Raw genomic sequence first — 13683 nt, forward strand, 5'->3', positions numbered from 1 at the left:
TCTGGACTGTTATTAATTTCTACTAAGAACTTTAAGTCAGAATCAATAATTATTGTATCATTAATAATACAATTTTCAACCCTAAAATAACGATATCATTCTAATTGTAATTATGATTACAACTTGTTAAGTTTTTTAATTGTTAACAACCGATAAATCTACCTCGGAATCATATCTAATTAATGATTTTAAATCCCTTCAATTGTCATTTTTTTAAATTCTTAATATTTTTCACCTCTCCTTCAACAAATAAAAAAACATCTCAAAAAATTAAGATGTTCAAAGATATGGCTTATTTATCATTAATTATCTTTGTTACTAAATTATCATGTTCTGCTAATAATGCTATACTCTCATCATAAGAAACATTTTTTAAAATCATAATAATTGCATTTTTACAAGCATAATTTGCTGCCTTTAAAGTTGCCGAAATACCATCATCACTAGCATTTGTTAGTGTTTTAACAATTTGGGCGGTACGAACTTTTAATTTTTCATTAGTAGCAATTAAATCAATCATTAAGTTCTGATATACTTTTCCTCATTTAACCATTAAAGTGGTTGAAATCATATTAGATACTAATTTTGTTGCTGTTCCTGCTTTCATTCTTGTACTTCCAGTAACAACTTCGGCCCCTGTTTCAATCGCAATTACTTCATCGGCAACTGTTAACATTTCCGAATTTTTTGTCATACACAAACCAACAGCTAAGGCCCCAATTGATTTAGCATAGGTTAATCCCGCTAAAACATATGGTGTCCGTCCTGATGCTCCAATCCCAATTACAGTATCTAATGGTTGTAACTGTAGTGTTTCTAAATCATTTACACTTAAATCACAATCATCTTCGGCTCCTTCGGCTGGGGTTCGAATCGCCCTATCCCCACCAGCCATAATTCCAATAATTTGATCAGCTTGAAGACCATACGTTGGTAACATTTCTGAAGCATCAAGAATTCCAAGACGACCCGATGTTCCAGCCCCCATGTAAATTAGTCGTCCCCCTTGCTTAAAACGATCAAAAATTAAATCAATTACTTTTGTAATAATTGGTAATTTTGCTTGTACTGCTTAGGCAATTTTAGCATCTTCATCATTGATAATTTTTAAAATCCCCATTGTATCAGTTTGATCAAGCTTCATACTATTTGTATTTCGTTGTTCAGTGTCAATTTTTGACAAATCAATTTTTTCTATCATAATATTTCTCCTTTAAATAATTATTTTATTCGACTCTAACATGCGCTAGTTTAACTCGTTCTGCTTTTGGCAACTGATAATAAACAACTGTTCAATAAATAAAAATTCCAATAATAGTTATAAAGGCTAATGTTCATAAAATTTTTTGATATACTTTATATTTACTATCTTTACGATACAACTCTTTCATATCTTTGCCACCGGTTTTAACAATTCGTGAATAACCAAACATTGTAATAAACCAGCCCGCAGCAACTGAAATAACACATCCAACTAAGTAAATTCCAACAGCTAACGGAATATTACCCGTATTAGTTGTCATCATAAAAGTTGCTAAAATTCCGGATGGACCAAACATTGCATTTAATCCAAAAGTAACATGTCCTCACATATAAACAGCACCAATAAAGAATCCACCGAAACCAGCACCAATTGATGCTGTTACAAAAGGTCGAATCCGTGGTAAAGTTACCCCATAAATCATGGGTTCCCCAATTCCAAAAATTGCCGGAATTAAAGCCCCTTGAATTTGACGTCGCAATAAACTACCTTTTGTAGCCATAATTCATAAGGCAATCCCTGTTCCAACTTGGGCCATTCCCGCCATTCCTAGGATTGGAAATAACCCATTAACCCCAGTTTCTTTAATTAAGATGCCATAAATTGGAGCAAAACCTTGGTGAACACCAAAGGCAACCGCCATTAAGAAAATGGTTGCTAAAACAAAGGCTCCGAACGAATTAGTATATAAATGTGCAAAGAATCAGGCCACTGCTTCATATAAATATCCTGAAATGGGAATTAATAAAAAGATATTTAATAATAATAACCCAAATAATACTAAAGTTGGTGTTCCAATTGTATCTAATACTCCTGGCATAAACTTACGAACACCGCCGTTCCATTCATAACGCTGCTGTCGCTGTTAATAATGCCCCTAAAATATTCCCAGATGGATAAACAAATTCTAATTTATCAGGCCCCACTAATTCAGGTCGAAATCCAACTGTTAATCAATTTGTTAATGGATTAGTAATATTAATTCCTAAATAATTAACTGAGTTGCCATCACCAACAACTAACATTGGTAAGACACTACTTGCAAATACTGGGGAATAAATTGCGGCAGTCATTGCTCCCAATACACCACTGCCCCCTCACACCTCACAAGTTCTTCATCCAACAATAACAATGAAAGCATTTTTTCAAATATTTAAAATCAAATTTAGGGCATTAAATCAGGATACTGCCGCCGCTGGCGCGTGACTTGTGTCCATTGTTCCACCATATGCAGATTGCATAATTCATGCAATTCCTGATAAAATCCCAGCCCCAATGAAACCAATAATCATTGGTGAAAAGATTTTTGAAAATTTAGTAAAAAAAGTTTGTATCCAATTTTGTTTTGCTTTCATCTCGCCTTTAATTGTTTGAGCTGCTTCAGCTGCGGTTACAAACTGATCAGAACTATCATTCCCATAATAAGTTGTTTTATCAGTATTTACTAATTTCCCAAATGCTTGTGTAACATTCGCTACAAATCCTGGTCCTAAGACAATTTGTAATTCAGTTGCAGAAGGTGTTAAAATTCCTAACACATTGTCAGTTGCTTTTAACTTTTCAACATCCACATTGGCCCCTGGTTTTAAATTAAGGCGCAATCTTGTTAAACAATTTGTATATGAAAGAACATTATCAGTTTTAACAATATCAGCAATATCTTTCGCTGTTTTTTTTTCGGATCTTTTGCCATGCTAATTTACTCTCTTTCTTTTTAAAACATTTTGATTACTTTGATACACATTTATATCATAAAAGAAAGCAACATAATTACAAGATAAAACTAATGATCTGTAATTTAATCTCAAAATTTGTAAATTTTAAAATTTAGGAACAAGCGTTTGCTCTAAGACAAGACGATAATGTTCTAAATCAGTTGCCAACAACGAAAAATAGATCATATCTAATCCAAATAACAGGGCAAAACGACTGGTTGTTGAAATTAATCTTTCAATTGATTCATTACTACTAATTGTAATTTCATAATTCGCTAAATTAGATAATGTGTTATTTGCTTGCCGACAAACAACAACAATTGGCGTTTGATTTTGTTGACAAATTTTTGCTAATTTAATTAAGTCTAACGTTTCACCTGAATATGAAACAAAAAATGCTAAATCCTCAGGATTCAATTGCTGAGCTAAAAAATAACCATTGTGAAAATCATTCACAGCAATAATATTAAATCCAATTCGAAGAAGTTTTTCTTGAAAATCTTTCGCCACATTATATGTGCCCCCAATAGCAAAAACAACAATACGGCGCGCAGTTTTTAAGTTAGTTATTACTCGTTCAATTGTTTCTTTTTGGACTAAACCTAATCGAAAAGTTTCATGCAAACTACGAATAATATTATGATAAGTATTAAAAATTAAAGCATTGTTACTTTTATCAATCATGATACTTTCTTCACCAACAAGATTATGGTTAAAATATTTAACAATATGAATTAATTCTTTATACCCATATAAATCTAAAAATTTTGTAAATCGATTAATTGTAGCAACAGATGTGTAGGTATACTCTGCCATTTCTTTAATAGTGATTTCTGGAGCAATTATTAAATTTTGCAAAATATATTTTGCAATAAAAGAAAAGCGATGATCAGTATCAAGACTTATTGTTTTAATTTTACGAATTACTTCATTTTCGGTCATTATTAGCTTTCCCCTTAACCTTTTTTCTTATTATATCTTTCAAAAACAAATCAAATGATCATAATCACAAAAAAACCAATTCCGGCTGTTGATAATAAAACAATCGCGGCAATTAATACTTTTAAAAAATAAAGCAATAATCCAATTAATGCAATTAAGGTAAATCCTAACAATCCCCCGTTAATAATTCATTTTTGCTTTGTTGTAAAATTAAACATTTGAGCCCCTCATCAAAAGATAAATTATATTTTCTAAAATATTATCTGCTTTTAACTATACATTATTTTATCTTTTTTGCAAAAAACTATCTTACTAATAAAAAAAGTAATCATAAGATTACTAATTAAGTATTTAATAATTCATTTGTTAAAATAATTATTTTTTTAACATCCTCAACTTTAGTAACCCCATCTTGGCCAATAATTGAAGAATAAATATGTGAAATGATTTTCTTAACATTTGCTCGCAAAGCAATTTGTAAAATAGTTTGATAATTTTCTAAGGTAATGCCCCCTGTGGGTTCTAATCACAGCCCTGTTTTAACACATTCTGCCGCAACAATTTGATATTCATCCCGATGTTTTAAACCGGCCATTGGAAAAAAATTTAATTGATGTTGCTTTCATTTCTTGTGCCATAATAAGAGCAGTTCGTACTGGAACAATGGCCCCTATTTCATTGCTACTGCTTGGGCCCGTTGAAATTTTAACTAACCCTGGTTGACCTGTTGGTGAAATTAAACAATTAATAATACAATCTTCTCGCTCAATTTTCCCACGGGTATAACCAACAACGGGAAAAACTTGATTAACATGTCGGGGATTAATTTCCCTCGCAATCGCTGCGACATGATAACATTGATGCGGATCACCACCTCCTAACCCAACACTAACAACATCACCAACATTTCTTTGAAATTCTTTTAAATAATTAATTGCTAATTGTGGGGTCGTAAAATCTTTTGCTAAAACGCCAATTAATGCATGACCAGCACTAATTTGATTAATTGCCTGAGCATTTTTAATGTCTTTTGCTAGAACATTAATACAAACACGATTTTTAATAAATAGCATCTAATTCCCTCCTTTATTGTTAAAACTATGAATTGCATCTGAAATAATTTCCAAATCGGAATAATTCAAAGCGCGGGGTCAAAATAAATAATATTTTTATTAACAAAATTATTACGGGTAATGATTTGGGGATTATATTGTTCAAAAAAATTAACCACTGCAATCGCTGGATACTTTGTTATTTCTGGATCAATTGTTAATTTTAATCGTAATAATTCTCGGCCACCCTCATCGGGTTCCAATTTTGCTATTATCCCTGGAATATCACTTACTTTCTGTTGTAAAGTATTTAATAACTTTAAGTGCTGATTTTTATCAACAATATTACTTAAATATTCTTCCACCGCCACAATAATTCCGGCAATGTTTTCTTTTCCAATTTTCATTGCCCGACCAATTCCCTTACTCTGAGCACGAATAAAATCAAGATATCTTTTTTTCCCTAAAATCAAACCACTAGTTGGTCCACAAATTGCTTTTGAACCACTATAAATAATTATGTCAGCCCCCATCTGATAATACTTTTGGAGATCCGCTTCGGCAGCACAATTGATAATAATAGGAACTTGTGCTGCTTTTGCCACCGCAATTGCTTCTGGGATTGATAACATTGATTTTTGAACACTATGGTGGGATTTAACATATAAAATGGCAGCAGTGCGGTCATTAATATGAGCTTTAAGATCTGCTTGTGAACAAAGATTAGCATACCCTGCTTCTTGTACAATACCACCGCCAAGATTAATCATTGTTTCAATTGTCCCACCAAAATTAACATTATGCCCTTTTGGTAAAATTATTTCGTTTGGTAACAAAATATTTTTAGTAATATTCATTTGTAATAAATAATTATCTTTAGCAATAACGCCGGCCACTGCTTGGGCAATTGCTCCCGCGGCACAATTCACAATATGAACATCTTCAACATGCAACAAAGTGGCTAAATATTTACTAGCTGCTTGTAATAAATCATTAATAACAACATATTCTTGTCCAGCATTAACAATTGCTGCTCCAACTGAATCAGAAATTGTTGAAACACCAATAATGGACATTTTTCCGGCCGCATTAATAATTTTTTTTTAACCTAATTGTTGATAAATATTTTTACTTGGCATTTTCATTGTTTATTCTCCTTAAATCAATTAATTTATTTTTTGTAAAACACATTTGTGGTTCAATCATCATTGATAAATTTCTTGTGTTTTTTTCAATGTTATTATCAATAACAGTAATATTAGTCGGTTTAACTTGAAAGAAAGTTAAATCAGCAACATAATCTTGCGCTAATTTGCCAATTTGTTTTAATTTAAAGAAATTCGCCGGAATACTTGTAACTTTATCAAAAATACTTGCTAATGGTAACCCGAATGATAGCATTTTACTTAAAACATAACTTAATGAATAAACTGGTCCTTGCACCCGATTTCGTTCATAAAGGTCACTACTAATAAAATCGGGAACAAAACCTTGGGCAATTGCCGTGGTGAAAGTATTAAAACTAAAACTTTCACTCCCATGACCAACATCTAATTTTAGTCCGCGGTTTTGGGCTAAAAGGAGCATTTTTAACAGATCTTTTGAAGAATTAAAAATGCGGTTTTTCTTACCATGATAAGCATGGGAAATAATAACTTGGTGGCCAGTAATCCTAAGAATTGTAGCAATATCAGGGGGAGCATTACCAATATGAACCATCATTGGAACCTTATTGGCTTGCTGATAAGCAGCAATTTGTTGCAAAGCTCACAAACCATTATTGCCAACGACACTGTGTGACATTCTGATCTTAATTCCCAAAATAAAATCAGGATATAACTGTAACTTTGCAATTACTAATGATAAATGCAAGTTTGTTTGATCAAGTAATTCTCCTTGAAAAGGAATTCCAATTTTGGCAACATTAATTAAACTATAAACATTCGTTTGATAAGTTTGGGCCAATTGATAAAAATCTTCAATATCGTTAGCGCCACAACTGCCAGCATCAATTAATGTTGTTACCCCTTGTTTTACCCCAATATTGTCAGGATGGTCAGTATATAATGAATGTTTTTCATAACAATGAGTGTGAATATCAATTCAACCCGGACTAACATAACATTCATTATGGAAATCATATTGTTGATAATCTTGAAATTGATTAAAATCTAAATTAGCAATTTCATCTACAGCAGTAATTTTACCTTCCACACAAGTAAGATAAATTCTTTGCTCATATATATTTAAAACATTATAAAATAAGTACTTAATAATTTCACCTCATTATCTATTAAATAAAAGCTGGAATAATCCCTAAAATCATTGCTCCAAGAATTGCTCCCCCAACCAATGGTTTTTTAATTCACATAAAAATACCTGCTCCAATGCCAGCACCAAGACCTGCAATTGGATTAAATGTTGCGGCCGAAAAAATCACTAATGGTCCTAAAAATTTTCCGGTTGCATTCCCAGCGCCAATCATAATATCGGTTCCTAATCCCGCGGCTCCTTTTGGTTTTAATATTCTAATTATAAAAATAATCAATCCAATTATTAGTCCTAATCCTGCCCCAAGTAATGCTGCTAATAATGGGTTATACATTACAAAAGCTAGTTTCTGGGAAGATAGAAAAACAGCAGGTACCCCAATCCCAACACCTGTTAAAATTGAGCCTCCGACATCTAAAATCCCATCTAATGGTCCTTCCAACACACGAGCAATTAGGAATCCAACAGCAAAACCCATTGCTGCCGTATAATCACCCGTATCAAGCCCATCTTTTAACATTGCAACTACAAAGATCTCATTTAATGCCCCAATACCTTGGGCAATAAATAAATATGTTGCTAAAACAACACCGGCACTTAACATTGCACAAATAACAATAAAAAATCAGTCTTTTAATAAAATCCGTTCGACTCGATTAAAAATACGCAAAATCTTTGATTCTCGATCGGCAATTTGTTCAAAGGTCAACTTAAGATGAGCTGCCAAAAGGTTAATTTTTGCTTTAATTAATTCTTGTTCAAATATTTTTTGGTGATAATTTTTAATTACTCTTTGATGTAAAACTTTTATTTTTTTATACTCTCAATTTAATTTTTTATAATCAAATCGTGTCTTTTTATTTGTTTGATAATTTTCAACTTTTGCTAATGTTTCTTGCTTGACATCTTTAATTTTTTCTAAAAATTGCTGATTACTACTTATTTCAGAATTTAAAGCCACAATCTTTTTTTGATACAAAGTACTATTATTTTCTAGATTTTTCATTTTTAATAATAACTTGTTAATGATTTTTTGGTTATAAGTGCTATTTTTCGCTTGCTCTAATTCAATTGCTGTTAAGGTTGTATCATCATTTTCAACCGTGGCTTTAGCAATTAAGTTTTTAAATTCAATAGTAAGTGGGTTAACATCTTCATTAAGGAAAGTATCATATTCTAATTTGATTTCATCATACAGAACTTGATTTTGATTAATTTTTGTCTGATAATGAGTAACTCAAATTTCTTTTTTTTCAATTTTTTTGGTTATCTTATTATATTGGCGAACATATTGATAATTTTTTTTAATGTTCTTTTTTTTGCTGACGATAAATCAAAAAATCAGCTTGGGATCTACGATAGACAGGTTCCAATTTTTGGCATTTTGCCAATACCTTATTTAAGTGATTTTCAACTTTTGTTTTATTCTTTTCAGCATTGTTAATTGAAATATCATAAGAATTATATTCTGTTTTTAAAATTTCAACTTTATACAAAATATTATTTTTTAATTTTCGTTCTTTTGTTTGTTTTGTTTTAATTAATTTTCTAATTTTAAAACGTTCATTAACTTTTAAATCTTGTTTTAACTTTGCTTGCAATTGTATAATATTACTTTCATAATTTGCTAATAATCGAGTAATTTTTTCATTTTGTTTATCCCTTTTAAACTCTGATGTATTGATCATTATAGCACCTCTTGTATAACACCTGGATAAAATAAAATATTGTAATCAACATTGAAATGCGTCACCCCTTCTAAATCACGGCTAATACTATAAAATAAGGCTTGGGCATTTTTCAAATGAATAAAATCATCTCATGTGATTTTACGAAAGTAGGCAATTAAAATAAACAAAACAAGCGCTAAAATAAATAAGATTCAAAATTGAAATGATCATAATCCTTTTTGTTCTCATGATGACCCAACCAAAATTCCTAAAACAATTCCTGGAATCGCATTTCCAGAAATAAATTGAGATAAAACTGCGAACAGAATTGCTGCTAATCCAATTTTCTTGCCAGTATCTAATGCCGCAATTAAGAATAATACTGGCATAATATAATTAAATAAATAATTTGCGGCGGGGGTTAAAATACCACTAGCAATTGATGATAACTGCTTCGGAATATAATTATAAATTGTAATCATTAGCGGCATTACAATAATACCAATAACCATTGAACCTAATCCCACCATTAATGGTGAGCGCATTACTTGAAAAGTATCTTTTTTACGGGTGCATATTTTAGCAAGACCAATTCCCCAGTTAGGAATAATCCGATGAATTACATCTTGTGTTAAAGCTCCTGTTCCAATCGCGGAAGCAGTTGAATTAAAGAAAAAACCTAACCCAAAAGCAAAATGCGAAACAGGATCACCATTACAAGCATTAATTTCACCCAATGTTCAAAATGCTCCTAATGCTTGTTTTTCGGGCGCATGAAACATTCGTGCTGTACCAATTCCAATTGCTAATCCTACTAAAGCACCAATTATTATCGAAATAATAATTGCAACAATAATACTCATTACTTAAACAATTTCAATGTACTTTGCACGAACAATAATTTTTAATTTAAGATAATACTTAATTTTTTTATATGGTAAAAATAATCCTAGTAATCGTTTTGAATTAAGATAAGTATCATCAGCGATACTAATCACATTCAATGGTTCTAAATGAATAATAAAATTATTAAATTTTTTATACGCTTGTTTTTTCATTTCTTCAAAAGCCATACCATATGCTTCTCGCATATTATTTCCTTTGCCTGTAAAAATAATTTCAGCTTCTTCAATTTTTAAAATTGATTGCTCGTTGGATTGTATGTTAAGATGCTGTTTTTCGGAATTTTCTTTCGTTATTTTATTCATCACGATGGACCTCTAATCATGCTTTTGTTAATTGGACCCCTAAATCTTCAGTATCCATAAAACCAAATCCTAATACTTGTTTACCATTTTTAATTGCAGTAATACCTTCATTAATACTTCGCAAATGGTCAACTGCCGGATAACCAAATTCATTAGCAGCGGTAAGTGCCCCAGCACCACCTGAACCACAAAAACTAATTCCTAAATCAGCATTATTTTCATCCATTATCTGTCCTAACTTCATATCCGCGAGCATTCCTTCAATAACAATTGCTATTCCTCCCGCCTTCTCAACCCCCGTTTTAACTTTATTACCTTGTCCCATTCGATGTCCAATAACAACTAGTGGTTTTGTCATACATAAATCCCTCCTTTTTAATAATTTGCAAAATGAGTTGCAACTAAGAAAATTTCTTTTTGATTAATCTTCGGTTCGTTAACTTCTCCCAACTCTTTTAACAATATTTTCAAATAATCTTCTGCTTGATTAATAAAGTCAATATTAATTTGCTGATATAAATTATCAGTTAATTCAAACGATAATTTCTCTTGCTGATAATAACGTTCTAAAAAAGCTAACATATGATTTTCAAAAACTTGATATTTATCTTCTCGAAAATTAAAATGGTAATTATTTGTCACCATTTTAATTTTGATTTTAGCAATCTTATTATCAACCATTTTTCACTTCCTTTCTATCCTTTAGCACCATTGTATAATTAAACTAAAATAAAAAAGTTTCAATTTTAATTTTACAAATTGAAACTTTATTTTTTAATAAAGGTATTTTCTAAAATATTAAGATAACGCGTTTTATCTGACTCAATAATTTCTTCATAAATTAAATCTAATATATATAGCATTGAGTAACGTCCGAATTTAGTAATTAATTGATTTTCATTTGGATTATAACTTAGGGCAAGATGATAATCACAAATTTTTTTTAAAGGATTTTGTAGGTATTTTGTAATGCTAAAAATAAGAACCCCTTTTTTACGAGCTTGTTTGACCAATTCTAAAACAGACTTTGTCTCTCCCGATAATGATAAAACTAAAATAATTGTATCAGAATCAATAATTTGCGAAGAAACGCGTACATTTTCATGATCACGATCTAAAAAAGCATTAATACCAATTCGTAACAAACGTGAATAAAAACTTTCTAATCATAATCCAGATTCGCCATAGGCGTATAAAAATAGTTTTTTATTTTGTTTTATTTGCTCAACAAAATTATTAATAACTTCTGACTGTAATAAGCTTGCTGTTTCATCTAAATTAAACTTAATCTTTCTTAATAAATTATTAGCTAATGTATCTTCTTTTAACGCTGGTTTTTGATAAATAGATGTAAGAATCTTAATTAATTCCTTGTAGCCTCTTAATCCAATTTCTTGGCACATTCTTGTAACGGAAGCTGGTGAAGAATATGTCGCAAATGCTAATTGATAAATTGTATATTTATCAATATTTTCTAAATTTTTTAAAATAAAAATGCTAATATGGCTAAATTTATGATTATTATTTTTTAAATTTTCTAATTTAAAAAATAATTCATTTCAAAGCATAAATGATCTTTACTCCTGTTTTAATTGAACATTAAAATAATTGTTATTTATGGCCTCCTAATTAATATTATTCTACTAAAATTATTTAATATAAGGCATCGTGTAAGTGAAGTGCAACAAATCAACTCAGAAAGGGGTTGATTTGTTATTGAAAAGAAACATTATTTTATTTTGTGGTCCTTAGTAATTAAGTATGGAAAAGATAATGTTATTAATACGGTAAATAATATTGTAATTAATAATGAAAAAGAAGATGAATAAATTATCCGCGTAATTTATTAGCGGTAATTTATTCAATATAGTTTATTTTGAGCGTAGCGAACACGCGAAGCGTGCCGCGAAAATTAGATTTTTAGGAGGAATAAGTTATGCCAGTTTGATTAACGACAATATTTAGCGTTGTTATTATATTAGGTATTTTTGCTTGAATTGGGTTGTCAATTTATCAAAAAATTCGCCAAATTCGAGGTAAGAAAAAAGATAAAAAAGAAATTGAAAACAAGGAGGATAAAAAATAATGTTAGGTATGTATTTAACAACAGCGTTTAATTTTTTAGCTGCAGATACTCCTACTATTTCAGATGGAATGGGTTTTATTTGAAATGGTTTAGGACAAGCAATGATGAAAGTTAAAGAAGCAATTTATGCTGTATTACCACAATTAATGACTTTTTTAGGTGATGCGTGAATTATTTTGATTCCATTTGGTATTTTTGTTATTGTTAAGATATTAAACTTTTTCCGTGTTATGGTTAAAGGATTTTAGTATTAATAAACTAAGGCACACTAGTTTATTTATATTTTATTAATTTATTTTATATAACTATTATTTTAAACTTAATAGAGTATTTTTCAGTGTGCCAATTTTTACTATTTTGCATATTTAACAATGTTAATTAACAGTGTTTATTTACAATAAATAAACATTATTAAACATTAAATATAACATTGTTTATTAAACAAACATTTAGTTAGGAGATGATAAGTAATGATTAATTATTTTGAATATAAATGTGAAACTTGTTTTAATGATATGAAAAGATTACGATTTGATGAATTTTATTGTTTAAATTGTTATGAAGGAGTTGAAAAAATTGAGTAGTTTTGTTAAGAAAAATCAAAATATAGAGAATTATTTTATTCGTAAAGAATTCATAGTTTTTCAAACAGATAAAGCAAGTTTTATAAATTTGCCTAATCATAATAAACATATTGGTTTTTGATTAAGTAATAAGTTTATTTATCCGAGTGAAAAACATTCTGATCAAGTAGCTATTGGTTTGATTTATGATAATTCTTATCCTATTGTAAAATATGATGAAAATTTAAAACGCCATATTTGAAAATATTTAACTGGAACAGAATTAATTAATTTGTATAGTCAATATAAACAAAATTATTTTAACAGTATGCACAAATCATTATTTTCAAATGAACCTAAAAAAGTAAAAGCAAATAATAACAATAATAATTTAACAAATTGAAGTGTTGAAAAAGAGCAAGAATTAATTAATGATTTAGAAAGTTTAAATTAAATGAGTTTATATGATTATTGAGTCCAATTTTTATTTATATTATTGGTTCAAATGCCCCTGAGTTTTTATATGTCATATCATTTATATTATTTATTGTTTTATTTTTTGGAGTGTTTTTTAAACTTATTCAAAAAATGTGGAGTTTTTAAATATGCAAAATGATTGAGAAAAATTAAAAGAGTTTTTTATTCATATCTTTTTATTTATTGATAAATCTAACGTTGAAAGTATTACAACTTGAACTTTGACTCAAAATGAATATTTAACTCTTATGATTGGCATTTGAATTGTTATTTTATTTTTAACTTGGTTTTTATTGTGAATGGTTTTCAAAATACTTAGTTGTTTTAAATAATTAAATTTTGTTATTATTATGGTTTTCTCTCCCCACAAAATTTTAAAATCTTTTTTTGAATATAATATATATTTTCATTATGAATGCAGTAATTATTAATATAAAT

20 protein-coding genes and 1 pseudogene are annotated in these 13683 nt (G+C 29.4%); 5 read left to right on the forward strand and 16 right to left on the reverse strand.

The features are described 5' to 3' along the window. Positions 1-292: 292 nt before the first annotated feature. From murQ to ACQH24_RS05735, 16 genes and pseudogenes are all read right to left on the reverse strand, one after another. Positions 293-1198 (reverse strand): annotated as a pseudogene (murQ, locus tag ACQH24_RS05660) (N-acetylmuramic acid 6-phosphate etherase). Positions 1199-1226: 28 nt separating this feature from the next. After that, on the reverse strand, positions 1227-2081 hold the full coding sequence (locus tag ACQH24_RS05665) for a PTS transporter subunit EIIC (RefSeq protein ID WP_425379648.1): 855 nt from the start codon (positions 2079-2081) through the stop codon (positions 1227-1229). 4 nt (positions 2082-2085) lie between these two features. Continuing rightward, the gene (locus ACQH24_RS05670; RefSeq protein ID WP_425379649.1) at positions 2086-2862 is read right to left on the reverse strand and encodes a hypothetical protein; all 777 of its coding nucleotides are present in this window, start codon (positions 2860-2862) and stop codon (positions 2086-2088) included. Between the two features lie 219 nt (positions 2863-3081). Further along, positions 3082-3918, reverse strand: coding sequence for a MurR/RpiR family transcriptional regulator (locus tag ACQH24_RS05675; protein WP_425379650.1), 837 nt, complete (start codon positions 3916-3918; stop codon positions 3082-3084). A 14-nt stretch (positions 3919-3932) separates the two neighbouring features. Continuing rightward, positions 3933-4136 (reverse strand): hypothetical protein, encoded by a 204-nt coding sequence (locus ACQH24_RS05680; protein ID WP_425379651.1) that lies wholly within the window; start codon positions 4134-4136, stop codon positions 3933-3935. A gap of 125 nt (positions 4137-4261) precedes the next feature. Further along, complete coding sequence (locus ACQH24_RS05685; protein WP_425379652.1) at positions 4262-4513, reverse strand: KDGP aldolase; 252 nt, start codon at positions 4511-4513, stop codon at positions 4262-4264. Then, positions 4458-4991 carry a KDGP aldolase gene (locus ACQH24_RS05690; protein ID WP_425379653.1) on the reverse strand — a complete coding sequence of 178 codons (534 nt, stop codon included), beginning with the start codon at positions 4989-4991 and terminating at the stop codon, positions 4458-4460. The genes ACQH24_RS05685 and ACQH24_RS05690 overlap by 56 nt, the downstream gene beginning before the upstream one ends. Continuing rightward, the gene (locus tag ACQH24_RS05695) at positions 4952-6046 is read right to left on the reverse strand and encodes a PLP-dependent transferase (RefSeq protein WP_425379654.1); all 1095 of its coding nucleotides are present in this window, start codon (positions 6044-6046) and stop codon (positions 4952-4954) included. Before ACQH24_RS05695 ends, ACQH24_RS05690 begins: the two co-directional genes overlap by 40 nt. Before the next feature lie 52 nt (positions 6047-6098). After that, positions 6099-7184, reverse strand: a complete 1086-nt coding sequence (locus ACQH24_RS05700; RefSeq protein WP_425379655.1) for an amidohydrolase/deacetylase family metallohydrolase — start codon at positions 7182-7184, stop codon at positions 6099-6101. A gap of 79 nt (positions 7185-7263) precedes the next feature. Continuing rightward, a complete protein-coding gene (locus ACQH24_RS05705) occupies positions 7264-8247 on the reverse strand; it encodes a DUF4310 family protein (protein ID WP_425379656.1) in 984 nt (327 codons plus the stop codon). A 298-nt stretch (positions 8248-8545) separates the two neighbouring features. Further along, entirely contained in the window at positions 8546-8929 is a 384-nt protein-coding gene (locus ACQH24_RS05710) for a hypothetical protein (protein ID WP_425379657.1), read from the reverse strand. Continuing rightward, positions 8929-9774, reverse strand: coding sequence for a DUF4311 domain-containing protein (locus ACQH24_RS05715; protein ID WP_425379658.1), 846 nt, complete (start codon positions 9772-9774; stop codon positions 8929-8931). Before ACQH24_RS05715 ends, ACQH24_RS05710 begins: the two co-directional genes overlap by 1 nt. Positions 9775-9777: 3 nt before the next feature. Continuing rightward, positions 9778-10119 carry a DUF4312 family protein gene (locus ACQH24_RS05720; protein ID WP_425379659.1) on the reverse strand — a complete coding sequence of 114 codons (342 nt, stop codon included), beginning with the start codon at positions 10117-10119 and terminating at the stop codon, positions 9778-9780. Beyond that, the gene (locus tag ACQH24_RS05725; RefSeq protein ID WP_425379660.1) at positions 10112-10477 is read right to left on the reverse strand and encodes an SFCGS family glycine-rich protein; all 366 of its coding nucleotides are present in this window, start codon (positions 10475-10477) and stop codon (positions 10112-10114) included. Before ACQH24_RS05725 ends, ACQH24_RS05720 begins: the two co-directional genes overlap by 8 nt. A 17-nt stretch (positions 10478-10494) precedes the next feature. Then, entirely contained in the window at positions 10495-10800 is a 306-nt protein-coding gene (locus tag ACQH24_RS05730) for a hypothetical protein (RefSeq protein ID WP_425379661.1), read from the reverse strand. Between the two features lie 86 nt (positions 10801-10886). After that, positions 10887-11687 carry a MurR/RpiR family transcriptional regulator gene (locus tag ACQH24_RS05735; protein WP_425379662.1) on the reverse strand — a complete coding sequence of 267 codons (801 nt, stop codon included), beginning with the start codon at positions 11685-11687 and terminating at the stop codon, positions 10887-10889. Positions 11688-11798: 111 nt separating this feature from the next. Between ACQH24_RS05735 and ACQH24_RS05740 the strand changes: the two genes are divergently transcribed. The 5 genes from ACQH24_RS05740 (at position 11799) to ACQH24_RS05760 (ending at position 13577) form a co-directional block, all read left to right on the forward strand. After that, complete coding sequence (locus ACQH24_RS05740; protein WP_425380712.1) at positions 11799-11948, forward strand: hypothetical protein; 150 nt, start codon at positions 11799-11801, stop codon at positions 11946-11948. 107 nt (positions 11949-12055) lie between these two features. Continuing rightward, positions 12056-12205: a hypothetical protein gene (locus ACQH24_RS05745; RefSeq protein ID WP_004027793.1), complete on the forward strand. Its 150-nt coding sequence runs from the start codon at positions 12056-12058 to the stop codon at positions 12203-12205. After that, positions 12205-12453: a hypothetical protein gene (locus ACQH24_RS05750; protein ID WP_425379663.1), complete on the forward strand. Its 249-nt coding sequence runs from the start codon at positions 12205-12207 to the stop codon at positions 12451-12453. The genes ACQH24_RS05745 and ACQH24_RS05750 overlap by 1 nt, the downstream gene beginning before the upstream one ends. Positions 12454-12781: 328 nt before the next feature. Then, the gene (locus tag ACQH24_RS05755) at positions 12782-13222 is read left to right on the forward strand and encodes a DUF3627 domain-containing protein (RefSeq protein WP_425379664.1); all 441 of its coding nucleotides are present in this window, start codon (positions 12782-12784) and stop codon (positions 13220-13222) included. A gap of 151 nt (positions 13223-13373) precedes the next feature. Beyond that, positions 13374-13577, forward strand: a complete 204-nt coding sequence (locus ACQH24_RS05760) for a DUF2649 family protein (protein ID WP_425379665.1) — start codon at positions 13374-13376, stop codon at positions 13575-13577. Positions 13578-13683 lie beyond the last annotated feature (106 nt).

Source organism: Spiroplasma endosymbiont of Stenodema calcarata, assembly GCF_964031205.1.
Taxonomy (GTDB): domain Bacteria; phylum Bacillota_I; class Bacilli_A; order Mycoplasmatales; family Mycoplasmataceae; genus Spiroplasma.